The sequence below is a fragment of the Streptomyces spinosisporus genome (genome assembly GCF_022698145.1).
Taxonomy (GTDB): domain Bacteria; phylum Actinomycetota; class Actinomycetes; order Streptomycetales; family Streptomycetaceae; genus Streptomyces; species Streptomyces spinosisporus.
In genome coordinates this window covers 24,055-44,393 of record NZ_JALDAX010000004.1, presented here as the reverse complement: position 1 = coordinate 44,393, position 20,339 = coordinate 24,055, and the positions used below count along the sequence as shown (strand labels likewise).

At 70.2% G+C, this 20,339-nt stretch carries 21 protein-coding genes; 16 read left to right on the top strand and 5 right to left on the bottom strand.

Annotated elements, in window-relative coordinates; translation table 11 throughout:
* The first annotated feature begins 79 nt into the window (after positions 1–79).
* The 10 genes from MQN93_RS11655 (at position 80) to MQN93_RS11610 (ending at position 8,346) form a co-directional block, all read left to right on the top strand.
* Entirely contained in the window at positions 80–1,036 is a 957-nt protein-coding gene (locus tag MQN93_RS11655; protein ID WP_242709424.1) for a Rossmann-like and DUF2520 domain-containing protein, read from the top strand.
* On the top strand, positions 1,033–2,034 hold the full coding sequence (gene panC / locus MQN93_RS11650; protein ID WP_016437442.1) for a pantoate--beta-alanine ligase: 1,002 nt from the start codon (positions 1,033–1,035) through the stop codon (positions 2,032–2,034). Before MQN93_RS11655 ends, panC begins: the two co-directional genes overlap by 4 nt.
* Complete coding sequence (locus MQN93_RS11645) at positions 2,031–3,761, top strand: L-aspartate oxidase (protein ID WP_242709423.1); 1,731 nt, start codon at positions 2,031–2,033, stop codon at positions 3,759–3,761. The genes panC and MQN93_RS11645 overlap by 4 nt, the downstream gene beginning before the upstream one ends.
* Before the next feature lie 5 nt (positions 3,762–3,766).
* Positions 3,767–4,744: a carboxylating nicotinate-nucleotide diphosphorylase gene (gene nadC, locus MQN93_RS11640; RefSeq protein WP_016437444.1), complete on the top strand. Its 978-nt coding sequence runs from the start codon at positions 3,767–3,769 to the stop codon at positions 4,742–4,744.
* 9 nt (positions 4,745–4,753) lie between these two features.
* Positions 4,754–5,551, top strand: a complete 798-nt coding sequence (locus MQN93_RS11635) for a type III pantothenate kinase (RefSeq protein ID WP_016437445.1) — start codon at positions 4,754–4,756, stop codon at positions 5,549–5,551.
* 205 nt (positions 5,552–5,756) lie between these two features.
* A complete protein-coding gene (locus MQN93_RS11630; RefSeq protein ID WP_242709786.1) occupies positions 5,757–6,416 on the top strand; it encodes a hypothetical protein in 660 nt (219 codons plus the stop codon).
* 74 nt (positions 6,417–6,490) lie between these two features.
* Positions 6,491–6,670 carry a hypothetical protein gene (locus MQN93_RS11625; protein WP_016437447.1) on the top strand — a complete coding sequence of 60 codons (180 nt, stop codon included), beginning with the start codon at positions 6,491–6,493 and terminating at the stop codon, positions 6,668–6,670.
* 107 nt (positions 6,671–6,777) lie between these two features.
* Positions 6,778–7,209, top strand: coding sequence for a BlaI/MecI/CopY family transcriptional regulator (locus MQN93_RS11620; RefSeq protein ID WP_078516745.1), 432 nt, complete (start codon positions 6,778–6,780; stop codon positions 7,207–7,209).
* 9 nt (positions 7,210–7,218) lie between these two features.
* Positions 7,219–7,770 carry an amino-acid N-acetyltransferase gene (locus tag MQN93_RS11615; protein WP_016437449.1) on the top strand — a complete coding sequence of 184 codons (552 nt, stop codon included), beginning with the start codon at positions 7,219–7,221 and terminating at the stop codon, positions 7,768–7,770.
* A 240-nt stretch (positions 7,771–8,010) separates the two neighbouring features.
* On the top strand, positions 8,011–8,346 hold the full coding sequence (locus tag MQN93_RS11610) for a histone-like nucleoid-structuring protein Lsr2 (RefSeq protein ID WP_007498879.1): 336 nt from the start codon (positions 8,011–8,013) through the stop codon (positions 8,344–8,346).
* 8 nt (positions 8,347–8,354) lie between these two features.
* Here MQN93_RS11610 and MQN93_RS11605 read toward each other — a convergent pair whose 3' ends face one another.
* Positions 8,355–8,969: an SCO3374 family protein gene (locus MQN93_RS11605; RefSeq protein WP_242709422.1), complete on the bottom strand. Its 615-nt coding sequence runs from the start codon at positions 8,967–8,969 to the stop codon at positions 8,355–8,357.
* Between the two features lie 441 nt (positions 8,970–9,410).
* On the opposite strand from MQN93_RS11605, the gene MQN93_RS11600 reads away from it, so the two are divergent.
* On the top strand, positions 9,411–11,936 hold the full coding sequence (locus tag MQN93_RS11600) for an ATP-dependent Clp protease ATP-binding subunit (protein ID WP_016437451.1): 2,526 nt from the start codon (positions 9,411–9,413) through the stop codon (positions 11,934–11,936).
* Between the two features lie 72 nt (positions 11,937–12,008).
* Here the strand turns inward: MQN93_RS11600 and MQN93_RS11595 are convergent, their stop codons facing one another.
* Positions 12,009–12,608 (bottom strand): HAD family acid phosphatase, encoded by a 600-nt coding sequence (locus MQN93_RS11595; RefSeq protein WP_242709421.1) that lies wholly within the window; start codon positions 12,606–12,608, stop codon positions 12,009–12,011.
* Positions 12,609–13,066: 458 nt separating this feature from the next.
* Here MQN93_RS11595 and MQN93_RS11590 point away from each other — a divergent pair, with 458 nt between their 5' ends.
* Entirely contained in the window at positions 13,067–13,762 is a 696-nt protein-coding gene (locus MQN93_RS11590) for a M23 family metallopeptidase (RefSeq protein ID WP_016437453.1), read from the top strand.
* Positions 13,763–13,820: 58 nt separating this feature from the next.
* Here the strand turns inward: MQN93_RS11590 and MQN93_RS11585 are convergent, their stop codons facing one another.
* Entirely contained in the window at positions 13,821–14,417 is a 597-nt protein-coding gene (locus tag MQN93_RS11585; protein ID WP_242709420.1) for a TetR/AcrR family transcriptional regulator, read from the bottom strand.
* A gap of 177 nt (positions 14,418–14,594) precedes the next feature.
* On the opposite strand from MQN93_RS11585, the gene MQN93_RS11580 reads away from it, so the two are divergent.
* The 4 genes from MQN93_RS11580 (at position 14,595) to MQN93_RS11565 (ending at position 18,075) form a co-directional block, all read left to right on the top strand.
* Positions 14,595–16,172 (top strand): MDR family MFS transporter, encoded by a 1,578-nt coding sequence (locus MQN93_RS11580; RefSeq protein ID WP_016437455.1) that lies wholly within the window; start codon positions 14,595–14,597, stop codon positions 16,170–16,172.
* Between the two features lie 138 nt (positions 16,173–16,310).
* Positions 16,311–16,778, top strand: coding sequence for a helix-turn-helix transcriptional regulator (locus MQN93_RS11575; RefSeq protein WP_037783434.1), 468 nt, complete (start codon positions 16,311–16,313; stop codon positions 16,776–16,778).
* Complete coding sequence (locus MQN93_RS11570) at positions 16,775–17,209, top strand: VOC family protein (protein WP_016437457.1); 435 nt, start codon at positions 16,775–16,777, stop codon at positions 17,207–17,209. Before MQN93_RS11575 ends, MQN93_RS11570 begins: the two co-directional genes overlap by 4 nt.
* Complete coding sequence (locus MQN93_RS11565) at positions 17,206–18,075, top strand: class I SAM-dependent methyltransferase (protein ID WP_242709419.1); 870 nt, start codon at positions 17,206–17,208, stop codon at positions 18,073–18,075. The genes MQN93_RS11570 and MQN93_RS11565 overlap by 4 nt, the downstream gene beginning before the upstream one ends.
* 42 nt (positions 18,076–18,117) lie before the next feature.
* On the opposite strand, the gene cseC is transcribed toward MQN93_RS11565, so the two are convergent.
* On the bottom strand, positions 18,118–19,665 hold the full coding sequence (cseC, locus tag MQN93_RS11560; RefSeq protein ID WP_372504356.1) for a two-component system sensor histidine kinase CseC: 1,548 nt from the start codon (positions 19,663–19,665) through the stop codon (positions 18,118–18,120).
* On the bottom strand, positions 19,554–20,258 hold the full coding sequence (gene cseB / locus MQN93_RS11555) for a two-component system response regulator CseB (RefSeq protein ID WP_242709418.1): 705 nt from the start codon (positions 20,256–20,258) through the stop codon (positions 19,554–19,556). The genes cseC and cseB overlap by 112 nt, the downstream gene beginning before the upstream one ends.
* Between the last annotated feature and the right edge of the window lie 81 nt (positions 20,259–20,339).

Below are 20,339 nucleotides of genomic sequence, written 5' to 3'. Positions count from 1 at the left end.
CCCCCGGAACCAATCGCGTTAACATGACGAGAAATCGTCCGGTACCCGGAGCGGACTGGAACGGGAAGGCCGCCGTCGAGTGAGTACAAGCCAACAGCCAGACCCCAAGGACCGCCCCGCGCGGCTCACCGTCGGCGTCGTCGGCGCCGGCCGTGTCGGCCCCGCACTGGCCGCGTCCCTCCAGCTCGCCGGGCACCGCCCGGTGGCCGTCTCCGGGGTCTCCGACACGTCGCGCAAGCGTGCCGCGCAGATGCTCCCCGACGTGCCGCTGGTCCCGCCCGCCGAGGTGCTCCAGCGCGCCGACCTGGTGCTGCTGACCGTCCCGGACGACACGCTGCCCGCCCTGGTGGAGGGCCTCGCCGAGACCGGTTCGGTGCGACCCGGACAGCTGCTGGTGCACACCTCCGGGCGGTACGGCGCCAAGGTCCTGGACCCCGCCCTGCGCGCGGGCGCGCTCCCGCTGGCCCTGCACCCGGCGATGACCTTCACCGGCACCCCCGTCGACGTCCAGCGCCTGGCCGGCTGCTCCTTCGGCGTCACCGCCCCCGACGAGCTGCGGCTGGCCGCCGAGGCCCTCGTCATCGAGATGGGCGGCGAACCGGAATGGATCGCCGAGGAGAGGCGCCCGCTGTACCACGCGGCGCTCGCGCTGGGCGCCAACCACCTGGTGACGCTGGTCGCCCAGTCCATGGAGCTGCTGCGCGAGGCCGGCGTCACGGCCCCCGACCGGATGCTCGGCCCGCTGCTCGGCGCCGCCCTCGACAACGCCCTGCGCTCCGGCGACGCCGCCCTGACCGGTCCCGTCGCGCGCGGCGACGCGGGCACGGTCGCGGCGCACGTCGCCGAGCTGCGCCGGCACGCGCCGCAGACCGTCGCCGGCTATCTGGCCATGGCGCGCGCCACCGCCGACCGCGCGCTCGCCCACGGTCTGCTGAAGCCGGAACTCGCGGAGGACCTGCTCGGGGTGCTCGCCGGCGGGCCCACTGGACCCGAAGGCACCGGCGGCACCGACGGCGCCGAGGGGGACGCCCGATGACCACCACAGTGCTGCGCACCGCCGACGAACTGCACGCACGCACGCGTACCGGCCGCCGTGCCGTCGTGATGACCATGGGCGCCCTGCACGAGGGCCACGCCACCCTGATCCGCACCGCACGCGGGATCGCTGGAGCGGACGGCGAGGTCGTCGTCACCGTCTTCGTGAACCCCCTGCAGTTCGGCGCGGGCGAGGACCTCGACCGCTACCCGCGCACCCTGGACGCGGACGTCAAGCTCGCCGAACTGTCCGGCGCGGACGTCGTCTTCGCGCCCTCCACGGACGAGGTCTACCCGGGCGGCGAGCCCCAGGTGCGCATCAGCGCGGGCCCCATGGGGGAGCGCCTGGAGGGCGCCTCCCGCCCCGGCCACTTCGACGGCATGCTCACCGTCGTCGCCAAACTGCTCCACCTCACCCGCCCCGACGTCGCCCTGTACGGCCAGAAGGACGCCCAGCAGCTCGCCCTGATCCGCCGCATGGTGCGGGACCTGAACTTCGGCATCGAGATCGTCGGCGTGCCCACGGTGCGCGAGGAGGACGGCCTGGCCCTGTCCAGCCGCAACCGCTACCTCTCGCCCGCCGAGCGGCGCACGGCTCTCTCCCTCTCGCGCGCCCTGTTCGCGGGCAGCGACCGGCACGCCGCCCAGGAGGCGCTGCGCGCACGGGCCCGCGAGGTGCCCGCCACGCACGCGCGTGCCGAGGCGCTCAGCGCCATCGGCGAGTCCCGCGCCGCCGCCGACGCGCACGCCGTCGCCAAGGCCCTCCCGGGCGCCCCCTCCGCGGTCCGCGCCGCCGCCCGCCTCGTCCTCGACGACGCCGCGCGCCTGTCGCCGCCGCTCAAGCTGGACTACCTCGCCCTCGTCGACCCGTCCGACTTCACGGAGATCGAGGACGACTTCACCGGCGAGGCCGTTCTCGCCGTCGCCGCCCGGGTCGGGACGACCAGGCTGATCGACAACATCCCACTCACTTTCGGAACCCCCGGAGCCGCCTCGTGACCAGCACAGGCATACGACTGCACGCGCCCGCCCCAGGATGGTCCATCTCAGCGGACGTCGTGGTCGTCGGCTCCGGGGTCGCCGGGCTGACCGCGGCCCTGCGCTGCGAGGCGGCCGGCCTCAGGACCGTCGTCGTCACCAAGGCGCGCCTCGACGACGGCTCCACCCGCTGGGCGCAGGGCGGCGTCGCCGCGGCCCTCGGCGAGGGCGACACCCCCGAACAGCACCTGGACGACACCCTGGTGGCGGGCGCGGGCCTGTGCGACGAGGAAGCCGTACGCATCCTCGTCACCGAGGGCCCCGACGCCGTACGGCGGCTCATCGAGACCGGTGCGCACTTCGACGAGTCCGAGGAGGGCGACCTGGCCCTCACCCGCGAGGGCGGGCACCACCGCCGCCGCATCGCGCACGCGGGCGGCGACGCGACCGGCGCGGAGATCTCCCGCGCCCTCGTCGAGGCGGCACGCGCGCGTGGCGTCCGCGCCATCGAGAACGCGCTGGTGCTCGACCTCCTGACGGACGCGGGCGGCCGCACCGCGGGCGTGAGCCTGCACGTCATGGGCGAGGGCCAGCACGACGGCGTGGGCGCCGTGCACGCGCCCGCGGTCGTCCTCGCGACCGGCGGCATGGGCCAGGTGTTCTCGGCGACCACCAACCCGTCGGTGTCCACCGGCGACGGCGTGGCCCTCGCGCTGCGCGCGGGCGCGGAGGTCTCCGACCTCGAGTTCGTGCAGTTCCACCCCACCGTGCTGTTCCTCGGCCCGGACGCGGAGGGCCAGCAGCCGCTGGTCTCCGAGGCCGTGCGCGGCGAGGGCGCCCACCTGGTCGACGCCGACGGCGTGCGCTTCATGGTGGGACAGCACGAGCTGGCCGAGCTGGCGCCCCGCGACATCGTCGCCAAGGGCATCCTGCGCCGCATGCTGCAGCAGGACGCCGAGCACATGTTCCTCGACGCCCGGCACTTCGGCGCCGAGATGTGGGAGCACCGCTTCCCGACGATCCTGGCCTCCTGCCGCGCCCACGGCATCGACCCGGTCACCGAGCCCATCCCGATCGCCCCGGCCGCCCACCACGCCTCCGGCGGCGTGCGCACGGACTCCCGGGGCCGTACGACCGTCCCGGGTCTGTACGCCTGCGGCGAGGTCGCCTGCACCGGCGTGCACGGCGCCAACCGGCTCGCCTCCAACTCGCTCCTCGAAGGCCTCGTCTACGCCGAGCGCATCGCCGCCGACATCGCGGCCACGCAGGCGGCGAACGGCCTCCACGCGCGCGTGCCGGAGCCGGTCGAACAGCCGGACGTGCCCACGCATCCGCTGCTCGCCCCGGAGGCCCGGTTCGAGATCCAGCGGATCATGACCGACGGCGCGGGCGTCCTGCGCTCCGCCGAGTCCCTCGCCACGGCCGCCGACCAGCTGCAGCGGCTGCACGACGAGGCCCGTGACGCCCTCGACGAGAACGGCAAGACCGCCGAGCCCGGCGTCGACACCTGGGAGGCCACCAACCTCCTGTGCGTGGCCCGCGTCCTGGTCGCCGCCGCCCGGCTGCGCGAGGAGACGCGCGGCTGCCACTGGCGCGAGGACCACGCCGACCGCGACGACGCGGCATGGCGCCGCCACATCGTCGTACGGCTGAATCCGGACCGCACACTCGCCGTCGGCACCACCGATACCGCAGACTTCCCCCCGACCCGGCAGCCCCAGCCTGCGCACCGTCCCCAGGAGCAGTGACAGAAGTGAGCACCCCCGACCTCCCCCTCGCGTCGAACGGCGGCTGCGGCGACGGCTGTGCCTGCGGCGCCGACGCCGACGCCGAACATCTGGAGTGCGGGCTCGACCCCGCGCTCGCGCAGCTCCTGGCCGACGCCGGACTCGACCCGGTGGAGGTCGAGGACATCGCCCATCTCGCCATCCAGGAGGACCTCGACCACGGCGTGGACGTGACCACCGTCGCGACCATCCCCGAAGAGGCCGTCGCCACCGGCGACTTCACCGCGCGCGAGGCGGGCGTCGCGGCGGGCCTCAGGGTCGCCGAAGCGGTCATCTCCGTGGTCTGCACCGACGAGTTCGAGGTCGAGCGGCACGTGGAGGACGGCGACCGCGTCACGGCGGGGCAGAAGCTGCTGTCGGTCACCACACGCACCCGCGACCTGCTCACCGCGGAACGCAGCGCGCTCAACCTCCTGTGCCGCCTGTCGGGCATCGCGACCGCCACGCGCGCGTGGGCGGACGTCCTGGAGGGCACGCGGACGAAGGTCCGTGACACCCGCAAGACGACCCCCGGGCTGCGGTCGCTGGAGAAGTTCGCGGTGCGCTGCGGCGGCGGCGTCAACCACCGAATGTCGCTGTCGGACGCGGCCCTCGTCAAGGACAACCACGTGGTGGCCGCGGGCGGCGTCGCCCAGGCCTTCAAGGCCGTACGGGAGGCCTTCCCGGACCTGGCGATCGAGGTCGAGGTCGACACCCTGCACCAGCTGCGCGAGGTCGTGGACGCCGGCGCCGACCTGATTTTGCTGGACAACTTCACCCCCGGTGAGTGCGGGGAGGCCGTCGCCCTCGTGGACGGCCGCGCCGCCCTGGAGGCGTCGGGCCGGCTGACCCTCGACAACGCGCGCGCGTACGCCGACACGGGCGTCGACTACCTCGCGGTGGGAGCCCTGACCCACTCCTCGCCGATCCTCGACATCGGCCTCGACCTGCGAGCGGCGGAGTAGGTACGGGCCATGCTGCTGACGATCGACGTAGGGAACACGCACACCGTCCTCGGCCTGTTCGACGGGGACGACATCGTCGAGCACTGGCGCATCTCGACCGACGCGCGCCGCACGGCGGACGAGCTCGCGGTGCTGCTGCAGGGCCTGATGGGCATGCACCCGCTGCTCGGCGACGAGCTGGGCGACGGCATCGACGGGATCGCGATCTGCGCCACCGTGCCCTCCGTGCTGCACGAGCTGCGCGAGGTCACACGCCGGTACTACGGCGACGTTCCCGCCGTGCTGGTGGAGCCGGGCGTCAAGACGGGCGTGCCGATCCTAACCGACAACCCCAAGGAGGTCGGCGCCGACCGCATCATCAACGCGGTGGCGGCCGTCGAGCTGTACGGCGGCCCGGCGATCGTCGTCGACTTCGGTACGGCGACGACCTTCGACGCGGTCTCCGCGCGCGGGGAGTACATCGGCGGCGTGATCGCCCCCGGTATCGAGATCTCCGTCGAGGCGCTCGGCGTCCGCGGCGCCCAGCTGCGCAAGATCGAGGTGGCCCGGCCGCGCAGCGTGATCGGCAAGAACACCGTCGAGGCGATGCAGTCCGGGATCGTCTACGGCTTCGCCGGGCAGGTCGACGGCGTCGTCGGCCGGATGGCCCGGGAGCTGGCCGAGGACCCGGACGACGTCACGGTGATCGCAACCGGCGGGCTCGCGCCGATGGTGCTCGGGGAGTCGTCGGTGATCGACGAACACGAGCCCTGGCTGACCCTGATCGGCCTACGCATGGTCTACGAGCGCAACGTCTCGCGCATGTGAGGCGCCGCGCGGCCCTACCGGGTGGCGCGGACCGCCGGGTGGCGCGGATCGGCCGGGTGGCGCGGATCGGCCGGGTGGCGCGGACCGCCGGGCGGCACGGCCCAACCGGGTGGCGCGTCCGCGCCACACCCGCCCCTTATGTCGAATTTGTCTGATTAGCGCGTAGTGTCGCCGCATGCCCACGCCATACGGATCCCGCGGCGGCATGGCGTTCGGTGTGGAGGAGCTGCGTGTGCTCCGCCGCGCTCTCGCCCTCGCCCTCAAGCCCGGCCCCACGCCCGCAGAGGACGTCAGGGACTGCCTGCGCCTCGCCGAGTCCCTGGACGAGGCCATGCGTGAGGGCGCCCGGCTGCGTGCCTTCCTGCTGGCCGACCTCGCGCGCTACCGCGCCGCCCTGCCCGGCGCCGCGGCCGGCTATCTGACGCTCCTCGAGGAGGCGCTCGGGGCCGGGTACCGCCCGCAGGCCGACGATCTCGCCGCCCTCAGGGCCCTGCGCGGCAATCCGGCCGCCTCCGTCCTCCTGGGGCGCTGCCGCATGCTCGCGGAACAGGACGCACGCGCCCCTCTCGCGCACGGTCCGGCCCGCAGGGCCCTCCCGACCGTCCCCGCCGCCCGCAACCGCCTCACGGCCCTTCCCGGCGGCCTGAAGGGCGCAGGGGCGGAGCCCGCCGCGGCCAAGGAGCGGGACCCCGCGAAGAAGCCCGAGACGAAGCCCGTCCGCAAGCCGGCCGCCCCCAAGCCGTCGCCCGCCCCGGCCGAGCCGAAGCCGGCCCGCCCGATCCCGACCCCGGGCGAGGTCTTCCCGCGCCGCAAGCCGACCCCGCCGCCCGCCTCCGGGCAGCGCAGACACCTCGCCGCGGGCTGACGGAGCGCGAACCGCCGGGAATCCCCCCAACCCCGCCCCGTCCGCTCGTCCGGCCCGTGGCTACTCTGGACGGTATGGACTACGTCTCCGCGCTCGTGCCCCCGTTCGTGATGGCCGTGCTCTTCATCGGCGTGATCAGGGTGATGATCAAGTCCCAGGGCGGGGCCAACAAGGCCAAGGAGGACGCGGTCGTCGACGCCGCGATCGCGCGCGCGGAGAGCGCCCGCCAGGCCTCCCCGAAGAACGACGGCTGACCCCTCCTCTGGCTGCACCCTTTTTGTCCCCGTTTGCTGATGGATGTGCTCGTCCGGCACGCGAATGGAGACATCTCCCACTATTGTGCTGAACTGTGCCTCGCCCATTGGGAGAACTCGAAGACGCGGTCATGACGCGGGTGTGGAAGTGGAACCGCCCGGTGACCGTCCGAGAAGTCCTGGAAGATCTGCAGCAGGAACGGTCCATCGCATACACCACGGTGATGACCGTTTTGGACAATCTCCATCAGAAGGGCTGGGTGCGCCGAGAGGCCGAAGGCAGGGCCTATCGATATGAGGCCGTCTCCACCCGGGCCGCCTACGCGGCCGCTCTGATGAACGACGCCTGGGCGCAGAGTGACAACCCGGCAGCCGCCCTCGTCGCCTTCTTCGGGATGATGAGCGAGGAACAGCGCCTGGCCCTCAGAGACGCCGTACGCATCGTCCAAGGCCCGGAAACTTCCCCGGCGCCCTCCGATACCGGCGGTGATAGTGCCGGTGAGAACCCCGGGTCGGCGCAGGAGGATGACGGGCGATAGCGTCCGCACATGTCAGCAGAGAGTCGTGTAGGCCCCGAAGAGCCCGAAGTCAGTGCTAAAGCCATCACTGTCCGGCGGGCCCGTACCGGCGATGTCCAGGCGGTGCGCCGTCTCCTTGACACCTACGTCCGCGGCCGCATCCTGCTCGACAAAGCAACGGTGACGCTTTACGAGGACATCCAGGAGTTCTGGGTCGCCGAACGGGACGACAACGCCGAGGTGGTCGGCTGCGGTGCGCTGCACGTGATGTGGGAAGACCTCGCGGAAGTGCGCACTCTCGCGGTCAAGCCCGGCCTGAAGGGCGCCGGCGTGGGCCATCAGTTGCTGGAGAAGTTGCTGCACACCGCGCGCTGGCTGGGTGTTCGGCGCGTTTTCTGTCTGACCTTCGAAGTGGACTTCTTCGCCAAGCACGGCTTCGTCGAGATCGGCGAGACGCCCGTCGACACCGATGTCTACGCGGAGCTACTGCGTTCCTATGACGAGGGCGTAGCGGAGTTCCTCGGTCTCGAACGGGTGAAACCGAACACCTTGGGCAACAGCCGGATGCTTCTGCATCTGTGATCGCCGATCACCGCGGTGCATTTCGCGCCCCTGCCCAGGTTCCCTATGTCCGAAACGCGCACGTTTCCGGTCGGGACGCTGTGCAGTCCGTCTCGGGGCAGGTCTCTCCGAAGGGTTTGTGTTTTTCCGGCAAAAGCGGTTTGCTTTCCGACGTACTGCAGTACTGCATATAACAGGGGACGGCGAAACGGCGGACGCCGCAGACCCCAGGCCCTCAAGTTATCGATGAAAGGAAATCCGGTGGCACAGAAGGTTCAGGTCCTTCTTGTCGACGACCTCGACGGCGGCGAGGCGGACGAGACCGTTACGTTCGCGTTGGACGGCAAGACGTACGAGATCGATCTCACGACCGCCAATGCGGACAAGCTCCGTGGCCTTCTCGAGCCTTACGTGAAGGGTGGTCGGCGTACCGGAGGCCGTGCTTCGGGCGGGCGCGGAAAGGCGCGCGCCGCTTCCGGCGGCAGCCAGGACACCGCGCAGATCCGCGCGTGGGCGAAGGAGAACGGATACGAGGTCAACGACCGCGGCCGTGTTCCCGCGTCCATCCGCGAGGCCTATGAGAAGGCGAACGCCTGATCGCCGTTTTACGGCAGGCGCAATGGGCGGGCGCACGCGCGCCGCAGCCGCAACCGGTGGCACTGCGTCGCCACCGTGTCCACGAGTCGTACGAGATCGGGGGCGCCCCCACCGCCCCCCACGGCCGACAGCGTCGGCAGCGAGGCCTCGACCTCGCACCCAGGCTCGGGGGGTCGCAGCCATACGGCGGCCCCCTGCAGGGCGCCCGGGTCGCCCGGAGGCCGTGAGCCGGCCGGCCCGCTTCCGGGGGGCAGCGGCGCGTCCATGACGCCGCCCTCGCCGGTCACGGTCAGATCCAGCGTGAGCGCGCCCCACTCCAGCCAGTCGAGCAGCCCCGGCAGCTCCTCCGCGCTGCCCGCGGCCACCAGCAGCCGCATCCGGTCGTCCTGAACCGCCACCGGCGTCGCCGGCGCGAGATGGCGCAGACCCGCCCGGCCCGCCTCGGCCGGGACGTCCAGGACGTCGAAGCGCTCACCCACCCGCAGCCGCACCGGATCCGCGAGGCTTTCCGCGGAGGCGGGCACCGTCGCCCAGCCCAGTTCGTTCTCGTACCACCCGCGGACCGGATCGAGGTGGTCGAGCGGGCGACGGGGGAGCGGGACCGTGAGGAGGGTGCGGACCATGCCAAGTGCAACCGCCGGAACGACCTGCGAGTTACGCTGGGTGTCGAGTCGGCTGCGCAGAGTGCCGAAATCGGGGGCGTGAGGGGGCGCGGGGTGGTGCAAGGTTGTTCGCCCGTAGCGGAGGGAACCGGGCCGCGCGGCATGGAGTGTCAGTCCCGGCGGGTAAGACATCCCTAGTGGGAGGGGGCGACACGCAGGACAGGGCGTCTCACGTTCGCCATCGGCGTACTGATGGTGGAGGTAACTGTCTGGCCTGCGGGAACATCGTCTCGCACCATCGGGTTGGAGCAGATGTCGGCGTTCGGGGTCAGGAGGCAGTGTTGGTTCTCGCACCGGTGTCGGCAGTTGGAATGAGCGGTCCCCGCTTGCGGGACTAAGCTGCGGAAGGACAGGGAGGGGAAGTTCCCCCCACTGCCTGACCGCTCTGAGGAGCGATTAACGATGTTCGAGAGGTTCACCGACCGCGCGCGGCGGGTTGTCGTCCTGGCTCAGGAAGAAGCCCGGATGCTCAACCACAACTACATCGGCACCGAGCACATCCTCCTGGGCCTGATCCACGAGGGTGAGGGTGTCGCCGCCAAGGCCCTTGAGAGCCTCGGGATTTCGCTCGAGGCGGTCCGCCAGCAGGTGGAGGAGATCATCGGCCAGGGCCAGCAGGCCCCGTCCGGGCACATCCCCTTCACCCCCCGTGCCAAGAAGGTCCTGGAGCTCTCGCTCCGCGAGGCCCTTCAGCTGGGCCACAACTACATCGGCACGGAGCACATCCTGCTCGGCCTGATCCGCGAGGGCGAGGGCGTCGCCGCCCAGGTCCTCGTGAAGCTGGGCGCCGATCTCAACCGGGTGCGGCAGCAGGTCATCCAGCTGCTCTCCGGCTACCAGGGCAAGGAGACCGCCGCCGCCGGCGGGCCTGCCGAGGGCACGCCCTCGACGTCCCTGGTCCTCGACCAGTTCGGCCGGAACCTCACCCAGGCCGCTCGTGAGTCCAAGCTCGACCCGGTCATCGGGCGCGAGAAGGAGATCGAGCGGGTCATGCAGGTGCTGTCCCGCCGTACGAAGAACAACCCGGTGCTCATCGGCGAGCCCGGCGTCGGCAAGACCGCCGTCGTCGAGGGCCTCGCCCAGGCCATCGTCAAGGGCGAGGTGCCCGAGACCCTCAAGGACAAGCACCTCTACACCCTGGACCTCGGCGCCCTGGTCGCCGGCTCCCGCTACCGCGGTGACTTCGAGGAGCGCCTGAAGAAGGTGCTCAAGGAGATCCGCACCCGCGGCGACATCATCCTGTTCATCGACGAGCTGCACACGCTGGTCGGTGCGGGTGCCGCCGAGGGCGCCATCGACGCCGCTTCGATCCTGAAGCCGATGCTGGCCCGCGGTGAGCTGCAGACCATCGGTGCGACCACGCTGGACGAGTACCGCAAGCACCTGGAGAAGGACGCGGCCCTCGAGCGCCGCTTCCAGCCCATCCAGGTCGCCGAGCCGTCCCTGCCGCACACGATCGAGATCCTCAAGGGCCTGCGCGACCGCTACGAGGCCCACCACCGCGTCTCCATCACCGACGAGGCCCTCGTCCAGGCCGCCACCCTGGCCGACCGGTACATCTCGGACCGCTTCCTGCCGGACAAGGCGATCGACCTGATCGACGAGGCCGGTTCCCGGATGCGCATCCGCCGGATGACCGCGCCGCCGGACCTGCGCGAGTTCGACGAGAAGATCGCCGGTGTCCGCCGCGACAAGGAGTCCGCGATCGACTCGCAGGACTTCGAGAAGGCCGCTTCGCTCCGCGACAAGGAGAAGCAGCTCCTGGCCGCCAAGGCCAAGCGCGAGAAGGAGTGGAAGGCCGGCGACATGGACGTCGTCGCCGAGGTCGACGGCGAGCTGATCGCCGAGGTCCTCGCGACCGCCACCGGCATCCCGGTCTTCAAGCTGACCGAGGAGGAGTCCTCGCGTCTGCTGCGCATGGAGGACGAGCTCCACAAGCGGGTCATCGGCCAGGTCGACGCCGTCAAGGCGCTGTCGAAGGCGATCCGTCGTACGCGCGCGGGTCTGAAGGACCCCAAGCGCCCCGGTGGTTCGTTCATCTTCGCCGGCCCGTCCGGTGTGGGTAAGACCGAGCTGTCCAAGGCCCTCGCGGAGTTCCTCTTCGGAGACGAGGACGCGCTGATCTCCCTCGACATGTCGGAGTTCAGCGAGAAGCACACGGTCTCGCGCCTGTTCGGTTCGCCCCCCGGCTACGTGGGCTACGAGGAGGGCGGCCAGCTGACCGAGAAGGTCCGCCGCAAGCCGTTCTCCGTGGTCCTGTTCGACGAGGTCGAGAAGGCCCACCCGGACATCTTCAACTCGCTGCTGCAGATCCTGGAGGACGGTCGCCTGACCGACTCCCAGGGCCGGGTCGTGGACTTCAAGAACACGGTCATCATCATGACGACCAACCTCGGCACCCGGGACATCTCCAAGGGCTTCAACCTCGGCTTCGCGGCCTCGGGTGACAAGAAGTCCAACTACGAGCGCATGAAGAACAAGGTGTCGGACGAGCTCAAGCAGCACTTCCGTCCCGAGTTCCTCAACCGCGTGGACGACGTGGTCGTCTTCCCGCAGCTGACGCAGGAGGACATCCTCAAGATCGTCGACCTGATGATCAGCAAGGTGGACGAGCGCCTCAAGGACCGGGACATGGGCATCGAGCTCTCCCAGTCCGCCAAGGAGCTGCTGTCCAAGAAGGGTTACGACCCGGTGCTGGGTGCGCGTCCGCTGCGTCGCACCATCCAGCGCGAGGTCGAGGACACCCTGTCCGAGAAGATCCTCTTCGGCGAGCTGCGTCCCGGCCACATCGTGGTCGTGGACACCGAGGGCGAGGGCGACACCCAGACCTTCACCTTCCGCGGCGAGGAGAAGTCGGCACTCCCGGACGTCCCGCCGATCGAGCAGGCGGCCGGCGGAGCCGGCCCGAACCTGAGCAAGGAGGCGTAGCCCTTCGGGGACTGCGCTGAGAGGGGGCCGGTGCCTTGGGGCACCGGCCCCCTCTCGCATGCTCAGGGCAGGTCAGGACAACTGGCCGTCGTAGTCCGGGAGTTTGAAGGTCTTTTCGGCGTGGCCGCCCGTCAGGTCGGTGGGGCTGTTGCCGATGTTGGCGATGATGTCGTAGCCCTTGTTCTCGATGTCGACGCGCTGGGCGGTCTTGTAGGCGGCGACGTCCTTGAAGAGGTCGAACAGGCCGCGGACGTAGAGGCCGGAGACCTGGTAGCCGTCGTGTTCGAGGTTCCACTCGGTGGGGGCTTGGATGATGCCCGGGCGGGCGGTGACGAAGAAGATCGAGACGCCGTGGTCCTGGGCGTACTCGGCGACGTTCAGGACCGGCTTGTTGGCCGGCTGCGGGAAGCTGAAGCCGAAGTCGGTCTCCAGCGTGGTGTTGTCGATGTCGAAGACGATCGCCTGCTTCTCACCCGGGGTGGCCGCGGCGATGCGCTGCTGGAGATAGGGCAGGGCCTGGTCCATCACCGACTGGCAGTCCTTCTGCCAGGTCGCGTAGTCGACGTCCTCGGTGCTCGTCGCCGCGTCGGCGGGGGCGGCCAGTGCCACAAGGGCAGTGGTGGAGACTGCGGCGACCACTGCACGGCGTGCCCAGGGGCGTCGGCTTGTCATGGGTGGGGGGTCCTCTCGTCCGTATGCCGTTGTCTGGTGCATGTTCGGTGGCGAGGGTGGCGCGAGAGGAACCGTAGGGTTACCGGGGGGTAGGTAGCCAGAGATGTGCATCACAAGTTGTGCCGCACATTGGGTGGTTGAAATCTGAACTCCGGTGACATGCCGCACAGGCGAATTGTCCGTTACTACCCGGAATAGTGGATGAGCAGGTCCGGGCAAAAAGGACTTTAGTCCTGGAATCGGACGGGCGGATGGGGCGTCGTGGGCGGTTCGGTGCGGATGTGTCCTGAATGAGGGATGTGTCAAGAGGCGGTTAGTAATGAGGTGAGGTACTAACTTCCGTCGTAGATCACATGTTTTGGGATGAGTGGGTCCCGGGGTTACCAAGGAATGGCCCATCCGGCGGGCAGCGAGTGCGTCGGGTGGTCTTTTTCTGTCCCCGACTCACAAGGGTTGCTATGTCTTCGCGTGTCACGTCCCGTTCCACCCGTACGTCCCAGCTCCGCACCCGCGCCGCCGTTCTGGCCGCAGGACTGGGGGCATCGGTCGTGCTGGGGGCCGGGGTCGCGGCCGCTGCCGACGCCTCGCCCGCCGCCGGCACCGCGAGCGCCGTGCAGGCGCAGGCCGCCGCGCAGGCCAAGGCCGCCAAGAACGCCGCCGCCGCGAAGGCGAAGGCGCAGGAGGTCGCGAAGAAGAAGGCCGCCGCCAAGAAGGCCGCGGCCGCCAAGAAGGCCGCCTCCTGGATGCACCCGGTCAAGAAGTACGCGCTCTCCGCGAAGTTCGACCAGGCCGGCGGCATGTGGGCGCACAAGCACAGCGGCCAGGACTTCGCCGTGCCGAGCGGCACCAACGTCGTCGCCGCGCACGGCGGCACCGTCGTCAAGGCCGGCGGCAACGGCGCCGGCGACGGTCCGGCGTACGGCAACGCCATCGTCATCAAGCACGGCAACGGGACGTACTCGCAGTACGCCCACCTCTCCCGGATCGACGTCCATGTCGGCCAGGTCGTCACCACCGGCCAGCACATAGCCCGCTCGGGCAACACCGGTAACTCCAGCGGCCCGCACCTGCACTTCGAGATCCGCAAGACGGCGAACTACGGCTCGGCCATCGACCCGGTCTCCTTCCTGCGGGCCAAGGGCCTGAGCCTGTAATACGGCCTCCCGCACCTCTCCGGTGCACTTCCGGCGCGCCTTCCCGGCGCGCCTTCTCCTACGGCGAGTCGGCGCCCCGGTGCGCCTGGGTCACCAGATCGGTGGCGACCTCGAGCACGGCCTTGCGCTTGGTCTCGGGGTCGCCCTCCAGGTCGTTGAGGGCGAACATCCCGGCGTGCAGCGTGAACATCGCGCTGACGCAGCGCACCTGGTCGATCAGATCGGCGTCCGGGTCGATGAGGATGTCGCGCATGCCCATCATGCGGTTGCGGAACATCTCGCCGATGCGCAGTTCCTTCACCGCCGCCTGGTTCTCCTGCATGAAGCGGAACAGCGGGGTCGCGCCCGCCAGCGTCTCGCTGTAGCGGCGGATGATCTCCTGCTTGGTCTCCAGCGTCTGCGGCTGCGCCTTGCCCCACTCGATCAGTTCCACGATCGGCTCGGAGAGATCCTCGAAGATGCTGACGAGGATCTCTTCCTTCGTCTTGAAGTGGTAGTACAGCGCCGCCTTGGTGACGTCGAGGCGCTCGGCGATCTCGCGCAACGACGTCTTCTCGTAGCCCTGCTCGGCGAAGAGTTCGAGGGCCACGTCCTGGATGCGCTGGCGCGTGTTCCCGCGGCGCTGCTGTTTGGTGCCGTCCATGGTGACGCCCATCCTCGTACTCCTTGCGCTCACACGGAAACTTACTTGCCGCCCGACTAGAAAACTTACTTGACGCCCGGCTAGTTGGGGGTCTAACTTCTTCCAGTGTAGACAACTAGCCGGGCGGCAAGTAAGTGGCCGGCCGGGGGGATGCAGGAAGTTCCAAGAGTTCCTAGGGGAGTGGGCACCATGGCGGACACACAGACGGTCGAGACCAAGCCGGACAAACAACCGAAGAGCGTACGGGTCGTTCTGCTCGCGCTCATGATCACCATGATGCTGGCGATGCTCGACAACATGATCGTGGGTACGGCGATGCCGACGATCGTGGGCGAGCTCGGCGGCCTGGAGCACCTGTCGTGGGTGGTGACGGCGTACACGCTGGCCACCGCGGCGGCCACCCCGATCTGGGGCAAGCTCGGTGACATGTACGGCCGCAAGGCCACCTTCATGACCTCGATCGTGATCTTCCTGATCGGCTCCGCGCTCAGCGGCATGGCCCAGAACATGGGCGAGCTGATCGGCTTCCGCGCCGTGCAGGGCCTCGGCGCCGGCGGTCTGATGGTCGGCGTCATGGCGATCATCGGTGACCTGATCCCGCCGCGGGAGCGCGGCAAGTACCAGGGCATGATGGCCGGCGTGATGGCGCTGGCGATGATCGGCGGCCCGCTGGTCGGCGGCACCATCACCGACAACTGGGGCTGGCGCTGGTCGTTCTACATCAACCTGCCGCTCGGCATCTTCGCGCTCGGCCTGATCAGTGTGGTGCTGCACCTGCCGAAGAAGCGGGCCAAGGCGGGCATCGACTACCTCGGTGTCGTCCTGCTGACCGTCGGCATCACCGCGATCGTGCTGGTCACCACCTGGGGCGGCACGCAGTACGCCTGGACCTCCGCGCGGATCATGGAACTGATCGGCATCGGCGTGGCCTCGCTGATCGGGTTCGTGTTCTGGCAGACCAAGGCCGCCGAGCCGGTGGTTCCGCTGCACATCTTCCGCAGCCGCAACTTCACGCTGATGTCGCTCATCGGCTTCATCACCGGCTTCGTGATGTTCGGTGCGACGCTGTTCCTGCCGCTGTACCAGCAGTCGGTGCAGGGCGCCTCCGCGACCAACTCCGGTCTGCTGCTGCTGCCGATGCTCGGCGCGATGCTGGTCACCTCCATGGTGGCCGGGCGGGTGACCACGAACACCGGCAAGTACAAGGTGTTCCCGGTCGTCGGCAGCGCCCTGATGATCGTCGGTCTGTATCTGCTGTCGACGATGGACACGGGGACCTCGCGGTTCATGTCCGGTGTGTTCATGGCCGTGGTCGGTCTCGGCATGGGCTGCCTGATGCAGATCACCATGCTGGTCGCGCAGAACAGCGTCGAGATGAAGGACATGGGCGTCGCCTCCTCGTCGACCACCCTGTTCCGTACGCTCGGCTCCTCCTTCGGTGTCGCGATCATGGGCGCGCTGTTCAACAACCGGGTCCAGGACGTCATGTCCCAGCGGGCCGGTTCGCTGGGCTCGAAGATCACCGAGAAGTCGGCGCAGCTGGACGCGAAGAGCCTGGAGAAGCTGCCGGCGGTGGCGCGTGAGGCCTACCAGCACGCGGTGTCGGCGGGTGTCCACTCGGCCTTCCTGCTCGGCGCGATCGTGGCCGTGGGCGCGCTGATCGCGGCGGTGTTCGTGAAGGAGGTCACGCTGCGCGGGGCGGGGCCGGCCGCGCCCAAGGCGGAGCAGGAGGACGCCGCGCAGGCGGCGGTCGTCGAAGCGGTGTGATGTCCCGACAGTGAACCGAAGGCCCCCCGGATGGTGTCCGCCCCGGGGGGCCTTCTTCATGTCCCGGGGTCTTCTTCGTGTCCAAGTGGCCCCGGGCCGCTGTCAGACCTCCGTGTCACCATCGGCTCCATGGACAAGATGCGGCAGTTGCGGCTCGGCAAGGACGCCATGGACCGTGACTGGGCCGATCCGGAGCTGGATCTGGACGGGGTGGCGGCGCGGGCCGGGTACTCGCGGTATCACTTCCTGCGGGCGTTCAAGGAGGCGTACGGGGAGACGCCCGGGCAGTATCTGACGCACCGGCGCATCGAGCGGGCCGAGGAGATGCTGCGTGGCGCGGACCTGAGCGTCACGGAGATCTGTCATCTGGTCGGGTTCAGCAGTCTCGGGACGTTCTCGGCGCGGTTCAAGGCGCGGACCGGGCTGACGCCGAGCGAGTACCGCAGAGAGCACGTGGGCCGTGGGGCCGCCCTGATCCCCGGGTGCTACGCGATGTTGTGGGCCGGCGGCTTCCCCAGCGCAACTTTGAAGAAGCGCCCCGAAGGCCGCGCTGCCTACGGTGACGGACAGGACACCGGAACCGATCAGGGGAGAGCAGAGCCATGATCCTGGGCCTCGGCATCAGCACCGTATGGACCTTCGACCAGCAGCGCACCAAGGCCTTCTTCACCGAGAAGCTGGACTTCGAGGTGCGCAACGAGATCTCCATGGGCGACATGACGTGGATCACCGTCGGCGCCAAGGAGCAGACGGACGTCGAGCTGGCCCTGATGAGCCTCGACGGCCCGGGGCTCGACCCCGAGTCCGCGGAGGCGCTGAAGAGGCTGGTGAGCAAAGGGGTGGTCGGTGCGGGGGCGTTCCGGACCGACGACTGCCGGGGGGACTACGAGACCTTCAGGGCACGCGGCGTCGAGTTCCTCCAGTCGCCGCAGGAGCGGCCGTACGGCATCGAGGCGATCTTCCGCGACGACAACGGCAACTGGTACTCACTGACCCAGCGCAGCGAGGAGCTCGACTTCTCCAAGGACTTCGGGTGACGGACGGCACGGGCGAGGTCGCCGCCGAGCACACCGCCGTGCGGGTCGCCCTGTGGCGGGCCCTGCATCTACGGGCCGATCCGCCGCCGTACGTGATCGAGGACGAGGTCGGGCTGCGGCTCGCCGGCCCCGGCGCGGGGCCCGGTGAGGACTGGCGCGAGCGGCCCGACATGGACGTCGTCGGCACGCGGCGCATGCGCGCGTCCATCGTCGCGCGGGCCCGGTTCGTCGAGGATCTCGTCGTGGAGCGGGCGGGGGAGGGGCTCGATCAGTACGTCGTCCTCGGCGCCGGGCTCGACACCTTCGCCCAGCGCCGGCCGGACGTCGGGGCCGGAGGGCTGCGCGTCTTCGAGGTCGACCAGGCCGGGCCGCAGGAGTGGAAGCGGCGGCGGCTCGAAGAACTCGGGTTCGGGGTTCCCGAGTGGCTGCGGCTGGTGCCCGTCGACTTCGAGGGCGACTGGTGGGGGCAGCTGCTCGCGGGCGGGCTCGATCCCGGGCGGCCCGCCGTGGTGGCCTCGGCGGGCGTGACCATGTATCTCACCCCGGAGGCGATCAGGACGACCTTCCGGCTGGTCGCGTCCCTCGCGCCCGGCTCGACCCTGGTCTCCACCTTCCTGCGGCCCGTCGAGGACGTCGAGCCCGAGGAACAGCCCCGCCTCCGGACCGCGATGAAGGGCGCCGAAGCCGCTGGAACCCCCTTCCGCACCTTCTACAGACCACCAGAAATCCTCGCCCTCGCCCACGAGACCGGCTTCCGCAAGGCCCGACACGTGTCGGCAGCCGACCTGGAGAAGCGGTACTTCGCGGGGCGGGTGGACGGGTTGCGGCCGTCTCGGGGGGAGGAGTTGCTGGTCGCGGATGTATGAGCGGTCGGCGCGGCGGTTGGCGTGAGGTCCTGGGAGAGTCGGCTACGGCAGCATCGGGTAGCTGCCCGTGTTCGTCGGGGCATGTTCCGGTAGCCACAGGACTGCTACCGCGCCCTCCGACGGGACGTCGTCCGGGGCGCCTGCGGGGCGGATGTTGCGGAAGGTGAGGCGGGCGCCGAGGACGCGGGCCTGGCCTGCGGCGATGGTGAGGCCCAGGCCGTGGCCGTGGCCCGCGCGGTCGCTGCTGCCGGTGCGGAAGCGGCTCGGGCCGTCGGCGAGGAGGTCGGCGGGGAAGCCGGGGCCGTGGTCGCGGACGCGGATGACCCGGCCCTCGACGGTGACCTGGATCGGCGGCTTGCCGTGCCGGGCGGCGTTGGCCAGCAGGTTGAACAGGACGCGTTCAAGGCGTCGCGGATCGGTCGTCACCATCGACTCGTGCACCACCCGCACCTCGACGGCCGGGTCCTTCGCCGCCACCCGCCGGGAGACGAACTCACCGAGGATGATGTCCTGCAGCTCGGCCCGCTCGGACGCCCCGTCCAGACGGGCCACCTCCAGCACGTCCTCGACGAGGGTGCGCATGGCCTTCGCGCGGTCCAGGACCAGTTCGGTGGGACGGCCGGGCGGCAGCAGTTCCGCCGCCGTCAGCAGCCCCGTCACCGGGGTGCGCAGCTCGTGCGCGATGTCCGCGGTGACCCGCCGCTCGGCCTCCAGACGCTGCTGCAGGGTGTCCGCCATGGCGTCCACGGCTCGCGCGAGATCGTCGGTCTCGTCGCGTACGACCCCGCCGATCGCGTCCCGCACCCGTACGTCCGACTCGCCCTTGGCGACCTGGTTGGCCGCGGCCGCCGCCTTGCGCAGCCGGCGCGAGAGCTGGCCTCCGATGAGCACGCCCAGCGCGCTGCCGCCGAGGACGACCGCGATGGAGCCGATCACCAGGGCCTGGTCGAGGTCGTTGAGGATGTCCGTGCTGCGGTCGGTGAAGCCGGTGTGCAGCGACAGGACGTGCCCGTCCTTGACCGGTACGGCGGCCCAGATGTCCGGCACACCGTCGCGCCCGTCCGTCACATAGGTCGCCCGGCGCCCCTCCTGGACCTTCGCGCGCAGCGCCGACGGCAGCCGGGGGTCGTCGAGCTTGACGTTCGGGAAGTTCGGCCGGTTGGACAGCTCGTAGCTGCGCTGTGCGATCTGGACGCGCTCGTCGGCGAGATCGCGCGCGTTGTCCAGCATCGAGACCCGGGCGGCGTTGTGCACGACCAGGCTGAGCGCGATCGCCACCAGCGCGCCGACCAGGGCGATCGCCGCGCTGAGCTTCCACCTCAGGCCCGTACGGAGGCCCGTGCTCAGACCCGTACGGATGCCGGTGCTCAGGCCCGTACGGATGCCGGTGCTCAGGCCCGTACGGATGCCCGTGCCGTCGGCTGTGTCGGCACTGCTCGGGCGCCGGAATGTCCCCCGCATGTCCCTGGTGTCCCCGCTCAGGCCTTCAACTTGTAGCCGAAGCCGCGGACCGTCTCGATCCGGTCCTGGCCGATCTTCGTACGCAGCCGCTGGACATGGACGTCCACCACCCGGGTGTCTCCGCCCCAGCCGTAGTCCCACACCCGCTCCAGCAGCTTGTCGCGGGAGAGGACCGTGCCCGGCGCGGAGGAGAACTCCAGCAGCAGCCGCATCTCGGTCGGCGTCAGCGCCACCGGCTGCCCGGCCCGGCGCACCTCCATGCCCTCGGTGTCGATCTCCAGATCGCCGAAGGTCAGCACACCGCCGCTCATCGCGGCGTCACGCTCGTCGCCCTTCTCGCCACCGCTCGCGTGACCGAAGCGCCGCAGCACCGCCCGGATCCGCGCGACCAGCACGGCCCCGTCGAACGGCTTGGTCACGTAGTCGTCGGCGCCCGCCTCCAGGCCCAGCACGACGTCGATCGAGTCGGCGCGGGCGGACAGCATGATCACCGGCACGGTCGACTCGTCGCGGATACGGCGGCACAGACTCACCCCGTCGAGGCCGGGCACCATGACGTCCAGCAGCGCGATGTCGGGGCGGTTCGCCCGGAACGACTCCAGGCCGGACAGCCCGTCGGGCATCGCGGTGACCGCGAAGCCGTCCCGCTCCAGGGCGAGCTGGGTCGCCTCGCGGATGACGTCGTCGTCCTCGACGAACAGGACATGGGTCTGGTCTGCCATCCCGGTGCTCTCAGTTCTCGTGTCGGTCGTGGCGTGCGTGCGGCCGGCGTTCCCCGCCGGTGGATCGGTGCGACCTGCCCG

Coding starts and splice junctions, on each gene's coding strand:
- panC (WP_016437442.1), top strand. CDS start 1,033: ATGACCACCACAGTGCTGCGCACCGCCGACGAACTGCACGCACGCACG.
- MQN93_RS11635 (WP_016437445.1), top strand. CDS start 4,754: ATGCTGCTGACGATCGACGTAGGGAACACGCACACCGTCCTCGGCCTG.
- MQN93_RS11630 (WP_242709786.1), top strand. CDS start 5,757: ATGGCGTTCGGTGTGGAGGAGCTGCGTGTGCTCCGCCGCGCTCTCGCC.
- MQN93_RS11625 (WP_016437447.1), top strand. CDS start 6,491: ATGGACTACGTCTCCGCGCTCGTGCCCCCGTTCGTGATGGCCGTGCTC.
- MQN93_RS11615 (WP_016437449.1), top strand. CDS start 7,219: ATGTCAGCAGAGAGTCGTGTAGGCCCCGAAGAGCCCGAAGTCAGTGCT.
- MQN93_RS11605 (WP_242709422.1), bottom strand. CDS start 8,969: ATGGTCCGCACCCTCCTCACGGTCCCGCTCCCCCGTCGCCCGCTCGAC.
- MQN93_RS11600 (WP_016437451.1), top strand. CDS start 9,411: ATGTTCGAGAGGTTCACCGACCGCGCGCGGCGGGTTGTCGTCCTGGCT.
- MQN93_RS11595 (WP_242709421.1), bottom strand. CDS start 12,608: ATGACAAGCCGACGCCCCTGGGCACGCCGTGCAGTGGTCGCCGCAGTC.
- MQN93_RS11590 (WP_016437453.1), top strand. CDS start 13,067: ATGTCTTCGCGTGTCACGTCCCGTTCCACCCGTACGTCCCAGCTCCGC.
- MQN93_RS11585 (WP_242709420.1), bottom strand. CDS start 14,417: ATGGGCGTCACCATGGACGGCACCAAACAGCAGCGCCGCGGGAACACG.
- MQN93_RS11580 (WP_016437455.1), top strand. CDS start 14,595: ATGGCGGACACACAGACGGTCGAGACCAAGCCGGACAAACAACCGAAG.
- MQN93_RS11575 (WP_037783434.1), top strand. CDS start 16,311: ATGCGGCAGTTGCGGCTCGGCAAGGACGCCATGGACCGTGACTGGGCC.
- MQN93_RS11570 (WP_016437457.1), top strand. CDS start 16,775: ATGATCCTGGGCCTCGGCATCAGCACCGTATGGACCTTCGACCAGCAG.
- cseB (WP_242709418.1), bottom strand. CDS start 20,258: ATGGCAGACCAGACCCATGTCCTGTTCGTCGAGGACGACGACGTCATC.